Origin of the sequence: Leptolyngbya sp. CCY15150, assembly GCF_016888135.1 — a bacterium.
In the GTDB taxonomy this organism is placed as follows: Bacteria; Cyanobacteriota; Cyanobacteriia; order RECH01; family RECH01; genus RECH01.
Genome location: NZ_JACSWB010000161.1, coordinates 23,479 through 39,304, shown reverse-complemented (window position 1 = coordinate 39,304; position 15,826 = coordinate 23,479). Strand labels below are relative to the sequence as shown.

General features: G+C 53.7%; 14 protein-coding genes. 5 read left to right on the top strand and 9 right to left on the bottom strand.

The genetic code is table 11. From position 1 onward, the window contains the following. Positions 1 to 253: 253 nt before the first annotated feature. Both JUJ53_RS08825 and JUJ53_RS08820 read left to right on the top strand, forming a co-directional pair. Complete coding sequence (locus JUJ53_RS08825) at positions 254 to 1,063, top strand: DNA adenine methylase (protein ID WP_204151635.1); 810 nt, start codon at positions 254 to 256, stop codon at positions 1,061 to 1,063. Between the two features lie 251 nt (positions 1,064 to 1,314). After that, on the top strand, positions 1,315 to 2,220 hold the full coding sequence (locus JUJ53_RS08820; RefSeq protein ID WP_204151634.1) for a cation diffusion facilitator family transporter: 906 nt from the start codon (positions 1,315 to 1,317) through the stop codon (positions 2,218 to 2,220). Between the two features lie 3 nt (positions 2,221 to 2,223). Here JUJ53_RS08820 and JUJ53_RS08815 read toward each other — a convergent pair whose 3' ends face one another. Further along, positions 2,224 to 3,411 (bottom strand): alanine--glyoxylate aminotransferase family protein, encoded by a 1,188-nt coding sequence (locus JUJ53_RS08815; protein ID WP_204151633.1) that lies wholly within the window; start codon positions 3,409 to 3,411, stop codon positions 2,224 to 2,226. A gap of 285 nt (positions 3,412 to 3,696) precedes the next feature. Here JUJ53_RS08815 and JUJ53_RS08810 point away from each other — a divergent pair, with 285 nt between their 5' ends. Beyond that, on the top strand, positions 3,697 to 4,302 hold the full coding sequence (locus JUJ53_RS08810) for a glutathione S-transferase N-terminal domain-containing protein (protein WP_204151632.1): 606 nt from the start codon (positions 3,697 to 3,699) through the stop codon (positions 4,300 to 4,302). Between the two features lie 119 nt (positions 4,303 to 4,421). Here the strand turns inward: JUJ53_RS08810 and JUJ53_RS08805 are convergent, their stop codons facing one another. After that, positions 4,422 to 4,721 carry a 30S ribosomal protein PSRP-3 gene (locus tag JUJ53_RS08805; protein ID WP_204151631.1) on the bottom strand — a complete coding sequence of 100 codons (300 nt, stop codon included), beginning with the start codon at positions 4,719 to 4,721 and terminating at the stop codon, positions 4,422 to 4,424. Between the two features lie 196 nt (positions 4,722 to 4,917). On the opposite strand from JUJ53_RS08805, the gene JUJ53_RS08800 reads away from it, so the two are divergent. Beyond that, a complete protein-coding gene (locus JUJ53_RS08800) occupies positions 4,918 to 5,727 on the top strand; it encodes a TIGR01548 family HAD-type hydrolase (RefSeq protein ID WP_204151630.1) in 810 nt (269 codons plus the stop codon). Here JUJ53_RS08800 and JUJ53_RS08795 read toward each other — a convergent pair. Together JUJ53_RS08795 and JUJ53_RS08790 are read right to left on the bottom strand one after the other, a co-directional pair. Beyond that, positions 5,718 to 6,338 carry a methyltransferase domain-containing protein gene (locus JUJ53_RS08795; RefSeq protein ID WP_239124907.1) on the bottom strand — a complete coding sequence of 207 codons (621 nt, stop codon included), beginning with the start codon at positions 6,336 to 6,338 and terminating at the stop codon, positions 5,718 to 5,720. The two genes, JUJ53_RS08800 and JUJ53_RS08795, sit on opposite strands and share 10 nt — an antisense overlap. 467 nt (positions 6,339 to 6,805) lie before the next feature. After that, a complete protein-coding gene (locus JUJ53_RS08790; RefSeq protein ID WP_204151628.1) occupies positions 6,806 to 7,600 on the bottom strand; it encodes a peptidylprolyl isomerase in 795 nt (264 codons plus the stop codon). A gap of 1,226 nt (positions 7,601 to 8,826) precedes the next feature. Here JUJ53_RS08790 and JUJ53_RS08785 point away from each other — a divergent pair. Beyond that, complete coding sequence (locus JUJ53_RS08785) at positions 8,827 to 10,230, top strand: aldehyde dehydrogenase (RefSeq protein ID WP_204151627.1); 1,404 nt, start codon at positions 8,827 to 8,829, stop codon at positions 10,228 to 10,230. 60 nt (positions 10,231 to 10,290) lie between these two features. On the opposite strand, the gene JUJ53_RS08780 is transcribed toward JUJ53_RS08785, so the two are convergent. The 5 genes from JUJ53_RS08780 to gshB all read right to left on the bottom strand — a co-directional run bounded on the left by JUJ53_RS08780 (position 10,291) and on the right by gshB (position 15,785). Next, positions 10,291 to 11,610: a cytosine deaminase gene (locus JUJ53_RS08780; RefSeq protein WP_204151626.1), complete on the bottom strand. Its 1,320-nt coding sequence runs from the start codon at positions 11,608 to 11,610 to the stop codon at positions 10,291 to 10,293. Positions 11,611 to 11,615: 5 nt separating this feature from the next. Then, positions 11,616 to 12,413 carry an ABC transporter permease gene (locus JUJ53_RS08775; protein WP_343327921.1) on the bottom strand — a complete coding sequence of 266 codons (798 nt, stop codon included), beginning with the start codon at positions 12,411 to 12,413 and terminating at the stop codon, positions 11,616 to 11,618. A gap of 240 nt (positions 12,414 to 12,653) precedes the next feature. Beyond that, a complete protein-coding gene (locus JUJ53_RS08770; protein WP_204151625.1) occupies positions 12,654 to 13,439 on the bottom strand; it encodes an ABC transporter ATP-binding protein in 786 nt (261 codons plus the stop codon). Between the two features lie 130 nt (positions 13,440 to 13,569). Then, positions 13,570 to 14,670 carry an ABC transporter substrate-binding protein gene (locus tag JUJ53_RS08765; RefSeq protein ID WP_204151624.1) on the bottom strand — a complete coding sequence of 367 codons (1,101 nt, stop codon included), beginning with the start codon at positions 14,668 to 14,670 and terminating at the stop codon, positions 13,570 to 13,572. A 143-nt stretch (positions 14,671 to 14,813) separates the two neighbouring features. After that, the gene (gene gshB, locus JUJ53_RS08760; protein WP_204151623.1) at positions 14,814 to 15,785 is read right to left on the bottom strand and encodes a glutathione synthase; all 972 of its coding nucleotides are present in this window, start codon (positions 15,783 to 15,785) and stop codon (positions 14,814 to 14,816) included. Positions 15,786 to 15,826 lie beyond the last annotated feature (41 nt).

Below are 15,826 nucleotides of genomic sequence, written 5' to 3'. Positions count from 1 at the left end.
AATACGGCCTCTGTCAATGCGATGTTGAGTTTGCGTTGTGCCTACCTCAATGGGCAGCTTGCCTGTTGACTATTTTGTCGAAAGTGGGATGCTCCCCTTTTAATCTATAGGATGCGGGAGCGATCGCTTAAGGCATCAAGACTCTATAAAACGTGCGTTACGGCTATGCCTCACAGCACGCTACAAAACGATTGATTGAGACTACTTAGAAATTGATAGTCGATCCTACTCAAGTCAAGGTTATTGATCAACGATGCCTCACGATAAAAGTCCTTTGCGTTACCCAGGTGGAAAGTCCAAGGCGATCAGCAAGATAGTTCCCCATATACCCTTAACGATTCATGAGTATAGAGAGCCTTTTATCGGTGGTGGATCGGTATTTTTAGCGGTTAAACAAGCATTCGGCGATCGCATCCAGTCTTACTGGATTAACGATCTCAACGTTGATCTCTATTACTTCTGGACATATGTGCAGAAAGACATCCATGCTCTTGCTGACGAAGTAGAAAGGATCAAGAACAATACCTCCAATGGTCGGGAACTCTTTAAAACGTTGACTCAGACCAACCAAGATTTAACCGAGTTTGAACGAGCAGTACGCTTCTTTGTCCTCAATCGCATCACGTTTTCTGGAACAGTAGATTCTGGAGGATATTCCCAACATGCATTTGAACATCGTTTCACCGATTCATCGATTGACCGTTTAAGAAAACTGGGTGCTCACTTGTCATCAACCTTAGTCACCAACGGCGACTATGAAACGTTGATCCGTCAGGATGGTGAAGGAGTTTTTATTTTTCTAGACCCACCCTACTTAAGTGCCACCAAGTCTAAGCTTTACGGCGTGAAGGGAAACTTGCACCTCGATTTTGACCATGAGCGCTTCGCCAAAATTATGCGGGAATGTCCCCATCAATGGCTGATTACCTATGATGATTCTCCCAAGATTCGGGAGCTTTTTAGTTTCGCAACAATTGTTGAATGGACGCTGCAATATGGCATGAATAACTACAAGCAAACGTCTGCTGCAGAAGGGCAGGAATTGATGATCAAAAACTATTAGACGACGTCATAACTTGCCAGTCTTTCGACGTCACTCAATGCTCCAATCCTAGCGAGAAGAGGGTTGAGCGGAGTCGAAACCCGGCAACGTAGCTTCCTTTCATTGAATCCACCGATTGAGTAGGCTTGAAGCGATCGCTAGCGCCTATCAGGACGTACGGGCGATCGCCCCTTGTCCATGCCGAAAACCATCAACCTTGCACCCCAACACTCCTACAATGAAGGGCAGCTAGTTCTGATTGGTGAATCCCTATGGCTATTTCCTATCGGGCCGAGGTGCAGCGCGTTCTTGTCATTACCCTTGTGCTTAATATCTTGGTCGCGGTGCTAAAAGCCATCATTGGCAGCCTCACCGGTTCCCTCAGCCTCATCGCCGATGCCCTCCACAGCACGACTGATGGCGTGAATAACATCCTCGGCTTGGTCACCAATCACCTCTCCTCCCCCGAACCCGATCGCGACCATCCCTATGGCCATCAAAAATTTGAAGCCTTGGGTGCCTTGGGCATTGCGGCTTTCTTGGGCATTGCTTGTTATGAAATTATTCAAGGGGCGATCGCTCGCCTGTTGAACGCTGCTGATCCAGTCCAGGTTTCAGGACTAGATCTATGGGTTTTGCTAGGGGTGCTGGGCATTAACATCGGTGTGGCAGTCTATGAACGGCGGGTGGGTCATCGCATCGGCAGCACGATTTTGATCGCCGATGCTTACCACACCATGAGCGATGTGTGGATTACCATCAGTGTCTTAGCAGGACTTATCGGAATTTGGATCTGGGATATCCAGTGGCTAGACTTGGCGCTGGTCTTTCCCGTTGTAATCTTGGTGGCCCAAAGCTGTTGGTCGGTGCTTAAGGCCAATTTGCCTTGGTTGGTGGACGAAGTGGCGATCGCTCCCGAAGCCATTCAAGCTGCTGCTCTAGAGGTTCCGGGCGTACTCAACTGCCACAACATTGCCTCCCGGGGCATGATGGGACGCCAGATTTTTATGGAAATGCACCTAGTGGTTGAGGCGGCAGACGTCAAAACTGCCCACGACATTACCGAGCAGGTCGAGGATCATCTCAATCAGAAATATGGGCCGGCTCGCATCAACATTCACATCGAGCCGCCCTCCTATCAATCGGATCAGGTGGACTACAGACCAGAACCCCACTAGAGGCTACAGCCGAGGCGACGTCCAGCCTAGATCAGACAGCACCTGCTCCAAGGCCGTCAGCAGCAGCAGCACATTTTCGGGGCGGCTATTGAAGCCCATCAATCCCACACGCCACACCTTACCCGCCAGGTCACCCAGCCCGCCGCCAATTTCGATGTTGTAGTCCTGCAATAACCGGCGGGTGACGGCCTTGCCATCGATGCCCTCGGGAATGCAGACGGTGGTCAAGGTGGGTAGACGGTAGTCGCGGGCAACGTGACAAGCTAGCCCCATGGCTTCCAAGCCTTCCCACAGCAGCTCGGCATTGGTTTGGTGGCGGGCCCAGCGAGCATCGAGACCTTCCTCGGCAATCAACCGCAGGGACTCGTGCAGCGCGTAGGTCATGTTAATGGGGGCGGTGTGGTGGTAGGTGCGATCGCTTCCCCAGTATTTGGCCAGCAAGGACGCATCCAGATACCAATTGGCAACCTTGGTGTGACGGGCCTGCAGCTTTTCTTCGGCCCGCGGCCCAAGGGTGAAGGGCGAAATGCCGGGCGGGCAGCTCAGTCCTTTCTGGCTACAGCTATAGGCTAGATCCACGCCCCATTCATCTAAAAAGAGGGGCACGCCGCCTAGGCTGGTCACCGTATCGACCAACAGCAAGCAATCATACTCGCGGCATAGTTCGCCCACGCCCTCTAGAGGTTGACGAGCGCCGGTGGAGGTTTCGGCATGGACGAGGGCTAGCACCGAGGGACGATGGGTTTCTAGGGCCTCCCGCAGGGTGTCTAGGCTAAAGACTTTGCCCCAGTCTTGATGAAGCGATCGCGCCTCGGCACCATAGCGACCGGCCATGTCTACCATGCGATGCCCAAAATAGCCCATGACGCCAATCACGACCACATCGCCCGGTTCAATCACATTGGCAAAGGTGGCTTCCATGGCAGCGCTGCCGGTGCCGCTGATCGGGTAGGTGAGGCGACTATGGGTCTGCCAGGCATAGCGCAGCAGCGTTTGGGTCTCGTCCATCAGAGCCAAAAAGCTAGGGTCTAGATGTCCCACCTGCCGCAGTGCCAAGGACTGGAGGACGAGAGGGTGGGCGTTGGACGGGCCGGGGCCCAGCAACAGCCGGGGGGGCATATTGACTTGAGACACCTGAACGCGGTGTTGATCATCAACCAGGGAAAGGGCAGAAGAGACCGTTGCCGTCATGAACCGTGATCCTTAAAGTGCAGTGGAGCGGTGAAGGTGCAAGGCGAGGCATCGTCTCAACCTGAGAGCGATCGCCCTGCTCCATTCTCCCATAGGGATCTGGTTCGCGGCCAGATGCAACGATCCACAGAGGGCGATCGCCCTGATGGGGTAAGAACCCTGAGCCATGCAAAAAAATATGAAACCAGGCCGGTAGAATGGGCTATGGTTTGGGTTCATGGGTCTACGGTCACCTAACTGGCAGACCTAAGCCCGAGCGCCCTCTATCCATCAGCCCTATCACCCATGATTGACTTTTATACCTTCGCAACCCCCAATGGCCGCAAAGTCTCGGTCATGCTGGAGGAAGTTGGCTTGCCCTACACCGTCCACTCCGTCCATATCGGGGAAGGGGAACAGTTCCACCCTGACTTCATCAAGCTCAATCCCAACAGCAAGATTCCGGTGATTACGGATCAAGAAACCGGGCTAACGGTGTTTGAATCCGGCGCAATTTTGATCTACCTCGCTGAAAAAACCGCCAAGTTTTTACCCACCGATGCCCGCCAGCGCTACTCGGTGCTGCAATGGCTGATGTTTCAAATGGGTAGCGTGGGGCCCATGTTTGGGCAACTCAACCATTTTCGCCGCACGGCTCCCGAGAAACTTCCCTACGCCATCAACCGCTACGAACAGGAAACCATCCGGCTCTACGGCGTTCTGGATACCCAACTCCAGGATCGAGACTACCTGAGCGGCGACTACTCCATTGCCGACATGGCCATCTACCCCTGGGTAGCCGCCTACGACTACATGGGCATGACCTTGGAGCACCACAGCCACCTCAGCCGTTGGGTGGAAACCATGAACAACCGTCCGGCAGTGCGGCGAGGCATGGCAGTCCCCAGTTAGGCAATGCCAAATACCACAAAAGCCCCGCAGGGCGAGGCTTGTTGTGAAGCGATGATTCTATTAAACAGGCTACTGAGCCACTGACGGAAGCCCAGCCACCTTGCTAACCTCGCCCTGACTCAGGCGCTCCCCGTGAACGCCACATCCGGAAACTTAGACTGGGCTTCGGACATCGGACGACGACGTCCTTCCTCTTGCCAGTAGTTGATGAGTTCCGTGGCACGGTTGAGCAATTCAATCCGATCCGTTTCAGAAATCCAATGCTTGGCTTCTAGCTCAGTTTTGAGCTGTTCCCACGCATCATTGCGGGGCCAGAAAAAGTAGGAGGTGAGTGGGCTGGTTCCCTTCCCTACAATTTGGTCAACGGCGATCGCCACGTTCTCATCCAGCCAGAGAACCTTTAACATAAACTTTGCCAATACAGCCTCCATCACAAACCTATCTGCACGACGTTGAAAACTCTACAATCCTCTATATTAGAGTATGTTTTCCCCAAATAGGGGCGATCGCTCCCGGTTCGGGTAGATTTATCCTGCGAGTTGGACGAACCAACCTGGAGAACCTTGATGAGCGATCGCCCTATGCTCATCCCACCCAGTATCAGGAGAGTTTAGAATGCCCTCAGCCCCCATTCAAGCGATCGCCATCTTTGATATTGATGGGGTCTTGCGGGATGTGGGTGGATCCTACCGCCGCGCCCTTGCGGATACGGTGGAACACTACACCCAAGGGCACTATCGCCCTTCGCAAGCAGACATTGACGATCTCAAAGCCGAGGGCTGCTGGAATAATGATTGGGAAGGATCCCAGGAGTTGGTCTGCCGATATTTTGAAGCCCAGGGGCAGGAGCGATCGCAGCTTGGCTTGGTCTATGAAGACCTAGTGGACTTCTTCCAGCGCCGCTATCGAGGCCCCGATCCCACCGATCCCGATCAATGGACGGGCTATATCTGCCAAGAACCGCTGTTGGTCGATGCAGACTACTTTGCCCAGTTGACCGATGCGGGTATTGCCTGGGGCTTTTTCAGCGGCGCTACGCGGGGCTCGGCGCAGTATGTCTTAGAGCGGCGCATTGGTCTAGTCGATCCGATCTTAGTTGCCATGGAAGATGCACCGGGCAAACCCGATCCCACCGGCTTGTTTCAGGTCGTGGCGCAGCTTGAACAGAGGGCAACGCTACCGGCCCATCTGCCGGTGATCTATGCCGGGGATACGGTGGCAGATCTACAAACCGTTCACCAAGCGCGGCAGCAGCAGCCCCAGCGATCGTGGCACGCGGTAGGCATTTTGCCGCCCCATGTGCAAACCGACGCTCACTATCAGGCCGACTACGTCACTCTGCTGACTCAGCATGGAGCCGAAAAGGTACTGCCCAGCGTGCGCGATTTGCAAGGCGACTTAGTCCATCGTCTGATTCAAGCGTGACGGGCGATCGCTCCCTTCCTTGGAAACTGGGCTAGGTATTCTTCCCCTTGGCGCTGAGGCACCGATCGCGCTACGGGTTTCAGGCTAGATACATCAAAGTGCTCTGAAAAAAGCGCTTGGATATCTGCAACACGAGAGCCAAAGGGTGGGCCGCCTGGGCGATCGTGGGCCCAAAATAGACCAATGAACTGCCCGGTGGGTTTCAGAAGCTGCTGCACCACTTGCACATAGGCAGGGCGTTGCTCAGGGGCGATCGCGCAGAAGCAAGTATGTTCCAGAACGTAGTCAAAACTATGATGCCAGTCGTCGGGTAGCTCAAAAATATTGTGCTGCTCAAACTGAGCGCTGAGCTGCTGTTCTTGGGCTAGGGCGCGGGCCTGCTCCACGGCGGAGGGAGCAAAATCAACGCCGACGACCTCAAAGCCGTGGGACGCAAACCATAGGGCGTCATGGCCGCGTCCAGCTCCTAAAACCATCATCCGTCCAGGCTGGAGTTGACAATCAGTGAGCCAATCGACAAAGGCGAGGGCGGGCTGGCCAAGGTCCCAACGGGCAGTGTTTTCCTGATAGCGGTTTTCCCAAAAGTCAGGACTGAGAAATGAGGTACTCAAGCGATCGCCTCCATGGCTCAACATCTAGTTCTAGTATTGAGTCAAGGCTCTAGTTTCGCTACCTCTGATAGGTTATGAATGATCGGCGTTGCTGAATCGATAGATGATGTGTGCGAAGGAACCGTGAGCGAGGCGCTCCCACGACCTCCTATCGTTCCTACGTTGAGCGTGGGCATGCTCCCAGGGTTGCTCCTGCGCCCAGACCTTAGTCTAGGACTTCCAGGGACGTTGCTGATGTCTGAGATGAATCCATGTCTGAACAGTCCAGGATGCAGGAGTTGGTTCAGGAAATTCATCTCTCATCTAAGTAACACCGAATGATCCTCTCCTCTCAACAACAAACCAAGGATGGGCAGTCGAACCACAAGTCGAATCACAATAGGATTTGCGCTGACGATCCATAAGCTTTCATATCTTTAGTCGGCAACACCCAAAAGCATGTACCAGGACAAGCTTAACTTGGTTGATCAGTAAACTAAGGTAGCCTGACTCAGACAAACATCCACCTGTAGTGATTGAATTCGCGTGGCTAGCCACTGCTCAAATATCTGTTCTTGCAAGTAAGGGATCACAGTATCATCAAGTGCCGCAGGTAGAAGCCCATCAACGCGCAGGAGATGCCAACATCCGTCCCGCTGAATAGGACTCATAAACTCACCTACCGTTGCTTGATAGGCATCTATTCCAAACACATTTTGAACATCCGCACGACTTAAAATACCCATCATGCCATGGGTCAGCGCATCCTCTGAGCAAGAATATTCTCGTGCCAATACCTCAAAGTCTGCGCCTTCTTCGAGTTGCAATTTGAGTTCGTCAGCAAGGTCTTGATGATCCACCGTAATCCGAGAGAGCACAACCTGGTCGAGATTCAGCTTGTGTTCGATAAAGGTTTCAAGAAGTTTGGGCGCAGCCAACTCCGCTTTGAAGGTCTTTAACGTGACGTTGAATTCTATATGTTCACAAAAACTAGCAGCATCCAAGCCCCGATTCAGCAACCATTCTTGAAACGTGCCTTCATCCATCAAACCATACTGTTCACGATACTGAACCATCGATGCTTCGATGACGCGCTCTTTCTGAGAGATATGAAATCGATTCAGCTCTTGCTCAATCACATAGAGGCTGAGAATATCGGTGATGACTGTGTCTAGCTTGCCTGCCCTGCGAAATTGACGCAAGATATGCTGAAGTGATACAGGTTGTTGGTTGATGGTTAGAGTATGGGCTAACTCATCCAGCGATCGCGTTTTGGTACTCATGGCTTTATAGACAAAGGTTAATGACTGACGACAGATAGAAATTATCTACTCCCGCCACTTTGTGGGGACGGGAGTGATAGTCTAGGCTACTTTTGCGATTTTCATCCTCTTCGGAAGAGGTTTAGGCAAAAAATCAAGCATTTGGGATACGCTTCGTTCAGACAGGATTAGCTAACCCGCACCATGCGCAGATTCATGGAAACGATACTATTGGAACCAGCGCCAAAGGTACCAGCACCAAATCCAGATACAGCAGTTCTTGAGGTTTGCTGGATAACGCGCGCTCCTCCAGTCCCTAGGGAAAACCATCCCCGAATCGATGAGGTATTGATCGATACTAAATTGGCCGATGACCGCGCACCTGAAAAGCGGATTATATTACCCTGCCTACTGTACCGCCCTACAATTGGAAATAAATCCGTTCTGGCAATAATTCCTAATCCACGCGGCGTAAATCGGAATTGTCCGTTCGAAGAAAATTCCCACGTACCCGGCTGATGCATAGATCGAACCTGGGCGGCTGATTGGATTCCACGATTGCCACCCACTGCAGTCACACGAGGATTGCGTCCACGAAAGACTGCTGTAATGTTGTTCCAGACTGCATTAGGGGTAGGTGTTAAACCAAATCGATTTGCACTGGAACGATGTTGAAAACGGACGGATCGCGTGGATAGATCAGAAGATCTAGACAAGGGCGAAGGCTGAAATCCTGAAGTTTGACGCATGGAGGATGGGAATGTGCTAGCCCGATCCGCGCGGCTGATGGTTGCAGTCATAAAAGTCTCTCCGTATTCAATAAGCACTCGTAAACGAAGGTTTGCGTTTACTTAGTGACTTGATTGTTCTTATCCTACGGAAATAACTAGAATCATTCATTCACCTTTATACCAATCTTGCTTCCGCTTTGCAGCCATGATGCTGACTGAAATGAGCTACTCAGTTTTCAGATTTATGCAACGGACATCCAACCCAGGGGTTGCTAAATGATGACCCTCTACCTAGTACTCTTCATTCACTCTATCTCGGACAAAAGGCGATCAAACCCTGATTCTCTCGTCAGATGAAGTGGTACTATCGATCAGTCGGCTGACTCTCAGGCGGGGACAGGGCAGATTGGCGGGAACCATGAGGGCGATCGCTCTCTGAAGGGCATGGGCTGGCGCGATATCCTAGGAAAAGGTGGACAAGAAGACGTCATGCCGCACTGCTAAGGAGAACAATCCATGGTACAAGATGCGATCGACCTGCAATCTATGAGCACCATTCAAAAAGTGCTGAATCGCCAACGGGAATTTTTTCAGACGGGTCAAACGAAAGATATAGGGTTTCGGCTACGGCAACTGAAAGCGTTGCGACAGGCGGTGTTAGATCATCAATCGCTGATTGTTCAGGCGCTGGCTGCAGATTTACGCAAGCCTGAGTTTGAAGCCTATGCCACAGAAGTAGGTGTGGTCGGCGAAATTGATCACGCCATCAAACATCTCAAAACCTGGGCCAAGCCAACTCGGGTCTCCGTACCCTTGACCTTGTTTCCCTCCTCTGCTCAGATTATTCCTGAACCCCTGGGCGTTGTGCTGATCATCTCCCCATGGAATTATCCGTTTCAACTGATGATTTCACCGTTGGTGGGCGCGATCGCAGCGGGAAATTGCGCGATCCTCAAGCCCTCCGAAGTGGCTCCCCAAACCTCCCAGGCGATCGCTGATCTCATGCAGAAAACCTTCGATCCTAGCTATATAACGGTGGTGGAGGGAGGTGTGGATACGAGTCAGGCGCTACTCCAGGAACGATATGATCATATCTTCTTTACCGGCGGCACGGAGGTGGGTCGCATTGTCATGGCTGCTGCTGCCCCCCATTTAACGCCGGTTACCCTAGAACTTGGCGGCAAAAGCCCTTGCATTGTAGACACCGACATTCACCTAGACCACGCCGCTCGACGGATTGTTTGGGGGAAATTTCTCAATGCTGGACAAACCTGCATCGCGCCAGATTATCTGTTCGTGAATCGCAAGGTCAAAGCTGCGTTGATGTCGGCTTTGGTTGAAACAGTTCAGGCTTTTTACGGATCTGATCCGGCGGTCAGTCCTGACTATGCGCGTCTGATCAGCGATCGCCATTTTGAGCGAGTTAGCCGTCTACTAGGCGCTGGAACGACGGTGATTGGTGGACAAACGGATCGCAGCGATCGCTATATTGCTCCAACGATTTTGGACGATGTCTCACCCCATGATCCGGTCATGCAAGATGAAATCTTCGGGCCGATTCTTCCCGTGCTTACCTATGATGACGTAGAAGAGGCGATCGCTTTTGTCAACGAACGTCCTAAGCCCCTAGCGCTCTATATCTTTTCCCGAGACTCCCAGGTGCAAAATCGAGTGCTTTCGGCAACCTCGTCTGGCACGGTCTGTATCAATGATACGGTGATGCAGGTGACGGCGTCTAACTTACCCTTTGGGGGTGTGGGAGAGAGCGGCATGGGTAGCTACCACGGCAAGTCTAGCTTTGATACCTTTTCCCATCGCAAGAGCGTCTTGTCATCTTCGTTCTGGCTGGATATTAAAGGGCGCTATGCTCCTTATGCAGGTAAGCTAGATTTTTTGAAGAAGATCATTATGGGCGGCTGATCTAACCTGAAACGTTGACAGTTGGGCGATCGCCCTTCAGCATAGATTCTTCTGAAGAGTTTAATAAGGCACCAGATGATCCAGCTCTCGGTAGTCTGGCAAGGTGGTGGCGATCGCTTTCCCTTGGCGAAGTACACGGCGATCGCTCTGGGGTCGGGAAAACAGTTCGCTAAAGTTGCGGGCTGAGAAGAGAATAAGATCGGCTGCTCGCCCCACACCAATCTCGCCAGCCGCAATCCCCATGATCTGTGCTGGGGTGCGGGTGATGGCGCGGGGCCAGGTGCCAATAGGGCGATCGAGTTGGGCGATACGCACCGATTGGGTCAGGGCCTCTAGTCCATCATGGTTGCCGTAGCCAAAGAAGGCATCGCGGCTGTTGTCATTGGCGATCGCGACGGGAATTCCTTGCGCCCGTAACTCGTGGAGCAGGGTTACGCCTCGCCAACGCGGCATTCGCTGGGGCTGACGATCCTGTAAAAACAGATTGCACATTGGCAGGCTGACGATGCTGATGCCTGCTTCTTGAACAAGGCGCATCGTTTTGCTAGCTTCGTCTTCAGACTGAACGGATAAATTGCAGCAATGCCCGCAGAGAATTGGATAGGGAAACTCGTGGCGCAGGGCGGCGATCGCCACCTGACGCAGGGTGATGGAGGTGGGATCGTTGGTTTCATCGGTGTGGAAATCGAGGGGCATCTGTCGCTCTTTGGCCAGAGTAAAGACGCGATCGAGCTGAGCATCTAGGTCAGCGTTCATCATCGGCACGCCGCCAATCATGCCGCCTACTTCTGCCATCGCATCGGCAAGCTGTTCTCCCCGAGAGGTGGTGTAGTCGTCGAGGGTCACCAGCGCCACGGCTTCTAGGGTAACGCGATCGCTCCAATCTGCTTTTAACTGTCGGAAAGCAGATAAGCTAGCGGCAATGGTGTTCTCAAAAATGTCTAAATGGGTGCGGATGGCAACGGTGCCTTGAGCATAGGCACACCGTACTCCGAAGTTCATTCGCTGATAGAGATCGGCTTCTGTCCAATAGCGCTTATCTGCTTCAATATGGGTTAAGGCACCCATAAATGTGCCATCAGGATTGGGGGTACGTGTCCAGGTGTGGGCTTTATCCAAATGAGTATGAATATCCACAAATCCAGGAAAGATGAGACCTTGCTGGAGATCCATCGATGGCTCCTCGATCTCACCGCCGCTGGGACGGAGATGAGCGATCTGGCCATCTTGGATATGCACATCGAGGGCGACTAGGTCTTCCCAAATGGGGGCGGCGGCCAGGTGGGGAATGACAGGGGCGATCGCTTGATCTGGGTCGCTGAGCAGGGCTTGAGGAACCCTGGCATTCCGCAGCCAGTAGGATGGGGTTTCAGGAATCATGGATGTTAAGACTCTTGGGTCATGGCGCTTTCATGCCAGTGACGTAGACATAGATCCGATAGGAGGGTGAGGGTCACAAAAATGACGACGCCTAGACCGGTGGTGAGGATCAGGGCTGCGAACATGCGGGGAATTTGCAGGTTATAGCTCGACATCAAAATCTGGTAGGCAATGCCCGATCGCTGCCCGCCCGTACCCGCCACAAATTCTGCCACCACGGCACCAATTAAAGCCAGCCCGCCGCTAATGCGCAGTCCGCCCAAAAAGTAGGGCAGGGCACTGGGCAGGCGCAGGTAAATTAAGGTCTGCCAGCGGGAAGCATTGTAGAGCTTAAAAAGATTGACCAGATTATGATCGGCACTTTTGAGACCCAGGGTCGTATTGGAAATAATCGGGAATAGGGCAATAATCCAAGCGCAGACCACGAGGGCTATGATGGTATTGTTCCTAAACCAGATAATAATCAGCGGGGCGATCGCTACGATCGGAGTAGTTTGCAAAATAACGGCGTAGGGAAATAAGCTACGTTCAATCCACTTACTCTGGGCAAATATGATCGCGATCAGTAAGCCTGAGATGGCAGCAGCGATGAAGGCGATCGTGGTAATCCGCAGGGTCACCATCAAGGACGGAAAGAGCTGATGCCAGTCTTGGATCAGGGTGGTGAGCACCAGGGAGGGGGCTGGCAATAGGTAGGGCGGTGTATTGGTGAGCCGAACGGCCAGTTCCCAGGCAATCAGCACCAAAACGCCAACAACGACGGGGGCAATGACTTCGCTAGAGGTGAGCCAGGTTAACACCAAGGGGCGATCGCGTCGGGGTTTACCCTGGGCAGATGGGGCGGAGCGAGTGGCCGGATCGGTATTGGCTAGGGGAGGAACAGTCATAGCAGACCATCGAGCAGTGAAAAAATCATACAGGATACGCAGGACGCCCTGGGCGCGGAACCTACGGATACCCCGCTTCAGGCAGAGGTTTTGCAACTCCAGAAGAGCCACAACGAAGTAGCGAAGCAGCATGGCGGCTAGTCTCAATGCGGGTGATTAGGGCTGACGCAGATCGGCTAGGGGCGGCATTCCCAGGGAGGCTTCGGCAAGCTGCTGGGCCACGTCACGACAGTAGTTGTTGAAGAGAGGAGAGGTGCGAAAAGCGTCGTTGCGAGGATAGGGGGCATCAATGGCAATGTCGGCGATAATTCGTCCTGGTCGTGCTGCCATAACGATCACTCGCTGGGAGAGGTAGACGGCTTCGTAGATATTGTGGGTGACAAAAACAACGGTCCAGCGCTGGGTTTCCCAGAGGTGGAGAATATCGCTGTTCAAACGACCGCGGGTCATTTCATCCAGCGCCCCGAAGGGTTCGTCCATCAGCATCAAACTGGGTTGGGTAACCAGCGATCGCGCAATCGACACCCGCATCTTCATGCCGCCGGAGAGCTGGCGAGGGTAGGCGCGTTCGTAGCCCTGGAGGTCAACCATCTTCAAGGCATTGGCGATCGCTCCCTCGGCTTTTGCCTTGGGCACACCGGCCAACCGTAGCGGCAGCCGCACGTTGTCCTGCACGGTGGCCCAGGGCATCAGGGACGCGTCTTGAAACACAAAGGAGAGGCGATCGCGGGATAGGGCATCGCCCCATTCCACGGTGCCGTTGCTGAGGGGACTGAGCCCAGCCATCAAGCGCAGGACGGTACTTTTGCCGCAGCCCGATGGCCCCACCAAGCTGACAAACTCCGTGGGGGCGATCGCCAAATTGACATCGTCTAGGGCAACCGTGCCGTTGGCGTAGGTTTTGCCCACATGGCGCAGACGAATGGCAGAAGAAAAGGTCATAGCCAGAAAGGATGAAACAACAGCGGGCGATCGCTCAGGATGGGGGCCATGATCACCTTAAGGTTAGGATGCCCAGGTTGTGCTTTGGTTGTGCGCAAAGGGGCGATCGCCTCCCCAGGTCTCCAAGATGCTAGGAATTCAGGTAGTAATCGGTGCCTTTATTCACAAAGTCGAGGGTAAAGGCTTGGGTGTAGTCGAGATCGGCGTCATGGATGCCCGCCTCCACCAAGGACTCAAAGAAGGTCTGCCAGCGTTCTTCGGTCATGGCACCAATACCCAAGGTTTCTGCATCGCCGGATATAACAATGCCATACTCCTGCATTTTTTCATGGCTATAGGCCAACTGCTCGTCAGACATTTCTGGGTTGTCTTGCTTAATCAGCTCGTTGGCCGGAGCCGGATCCTCGAAGTAGCTATACCAGCCCTTGATCGATGCATCCACAAAGCGCTGCACCAAGTCAGGATCGCTGTCTACCAATTCGCGACGGGTTTCAATGGTGGTGGCGTAGGGGTTATAGCCATAATCGGCGAGCAGGAAGACAAGGGGCTCGAAGCCGCCTTCCTGGGAGACCTTCAGCGGTTCGGAACTCAGGTAGCCCTGTTGGGCAGATGTGGTGTCGGCCAAGAAGGGGCCAGGGTTGAAATTGTAGGGACGTTTTTGATCCTCGGTGAAGCCATACTTGGCTTCCAGAAACGGCCAATAGGTGACGTTGGCAGCCGATGAGATGAAGATGGGGCGGCCCTGCAGGTCTTCGAGACTAGTCACGCCGGTGTCGGGATGGGCCAGCAAGACTTGCGGATCTTTTTGGAAAATGGCGGCGACGGTAATTTTGGGAATGTTTTCGGCCACCGCAGCGATCGCGTCGGAGGTGTAGCCCATGAAAAAGTCGATGGCACCGCCCATGAGCAGTTGCGTACCGTTGACCTGAGGGCCACCCATTTGAACGGTGACGTCGAGGCCGTATTCTTCATAAATGCCGGTGGCAACGGCTTGGTAATAGCCGCCATGTTCCCCTTGGGCGTACCAGTTGGTGCCGAAGGTGAGTGGGGTGAGATCGCCGCTGGCCGCCGGTTCGGGCGCGGCTTCAGGCGTTGGTTCGGTGCTGGTGGTGGGCTGGTTGCCCGTACAGGCTGCCAAGACGCTAGTGCCAAGGGTGATTGCGCCATATTGCAGCAACCGCCGCCGACTCAGATGGACAATGCGACGACTGGGGTACCACAAATCACTCATGCTCTATCTCCTAATGCGCTTGCCGCTTCGCTAGATCAATTGTGTTTATTCTAAAGTCTGATTTTAATTCTCGCTTAACCTACAAGCTGTTGTCTAAGCAGCAAGATGGCATGGATGGTAGAGCGATCGCCCCTGCTAGGAGATCACAGCGTTTTAACTCGATGGATCACCCAGTCCATCACCTGATGCCCTAGGCGCACATCATTGAGGCGATCGATTTCTCGAATGCCGGTGGGGCTGGTGACGTTCACCTCCGTCAAGTAGCCACCGATGATGTCAATACCCACAAAGATCAAGCCGTCTCGCTGCAGGGTAGGAGCCAGTTGGCGGCAGATATCCAGCTCGCGATCGGTGATGTCCACCGCCGCCACCCGACCACCCACGGCCATATTGCCCCGAAATTCTTTGCCGGTGGGAATGCGGTTGACTGCGCCAATCGGGTCGCCGTTCAGCACAATAATCCGCTTATCGCCCTCTTTGGCCGCAGGCAGATAGGTTTGCACCATGACCGGATACTGGCCGCGCTGGGTGCTGATTTCGATGAGGGAATTGAAGTTGCGATCGCTCGATTCTAAAAATAAAATGCCTTCGCCAGCCTTTCCGCCCAAGGGCTTGAGGACGCCCGCGCCTTGCTGTTCCACAAAGTCCCGAATCACCTCTTTATCGCTGCTGACAATGGTGTCGGGAATCGCCTCGGTGAACTGCAGGGCATACATTTTCTCATTGGCGGCCCGCAAACCTGCCGGGGAATTCACCACCAGGGTCTGGCTCGGATCCACCGCATCTAGCACATAGGTAGCGTAGAGGTAGGGAATGGTCACCGGCGGGTCAGTACGCATGAACACAGCGGATATATCGGTCAGCGGCAGCCGCTGGCGATCGCCTAGGGTATACCACGGTGTCGCCGCCACCCAACGGCCGTCGATCAAGTCTACCGGGGTGAGAATGACCGGGGTGAGGGTGGCATAGGCCTGGCCGCCCGCCACGCTGAGATCCGCTGCCGTCGTAATCCATACCTCATGGCCCAACTGCTGGGCTGCTTCCATGAGCGCCACGCTGGTGTCGTGGCCCGGATCAAGGCGCTCAATCGGGTCGATGATAAATGCAAACTTCACTGGGCGATTCTCCGCGCATGAAACTCTGTACTGCATCCTAG

Bases quoted from the DNA above. Each gene is read 5' to 3' on its own strand.
- JUJ53_RS08825 (WP_204151635.1), top strand. From the start codon at position 254: ATGCCTCACGATAAAAGTCCTTTGCGTTACCCAGGTGGAAAGTCCAAG.
- JUJ53_RS08820 (WP_204151634.1), top strand. From the start codon at position 1,315: ATGGCTATTTCCTATCGGGCCGAGGTGCAGCGCGTTCTTGTCATTACC.
- JUJ53_RS08815 (WP_204151633.1), bottom strand. From the start codon at position 3,411: ATGACGGCAACGGTCTCTTCTGCCCTTTCCCTGGTTGATGATCAACAC.
- JUJ53_RS08810 (WP_204151632.1), top strand. From the start codon at position 3,697: ATGATTGACTTTTATACCTTCGCAACCCCCAATGGCCGCAAAGTCTCG.
- JUJ53_RS08800 (WP_204151630.1), top strand. From the start codon at position 4,918: ATGCCCTCAGCCCCCATTCAAGCGATCGCCATCTTTGATATTGATGGG.
- JUJ53_RS08790 (WP_204151628.1), bottom strand. From the start codon at position 7,600: ATGAGTACCAAAACGCGATCGCTGGATGAGTTAGCCCATACTCTAACC.
- JUJ53_RS08785 (WP_204151627.1), top strand. From the start codon at position 8,827: ATGGTACAAGATGCGATCGACCTGCAATCTATGAGCACCATTCAAAAA.
- JUJ53_RS08780 (WP_204151626.1), bottom strand. From the start codon at position 11,610: ATGATTCCTGAAACCCCATCCTACTGGCTGCGGAATGCCAGGGTTCCT.
- JUJ53_RS08770 (WP_204151625.1), bottom strand. From the start codon at position 13,439: ATGACCTTTTCTTCTGCCATTCGTCTGCGCCATGTGGGCAAAACCTAC.
- JUJ53_RS08765 (WP_204151624.1), bottom strand. From the start codon at position 14,670: ATGAGTGATTTGTGGTACCCCAGTCGTCGCATTGTCCATCTGAGTCGG.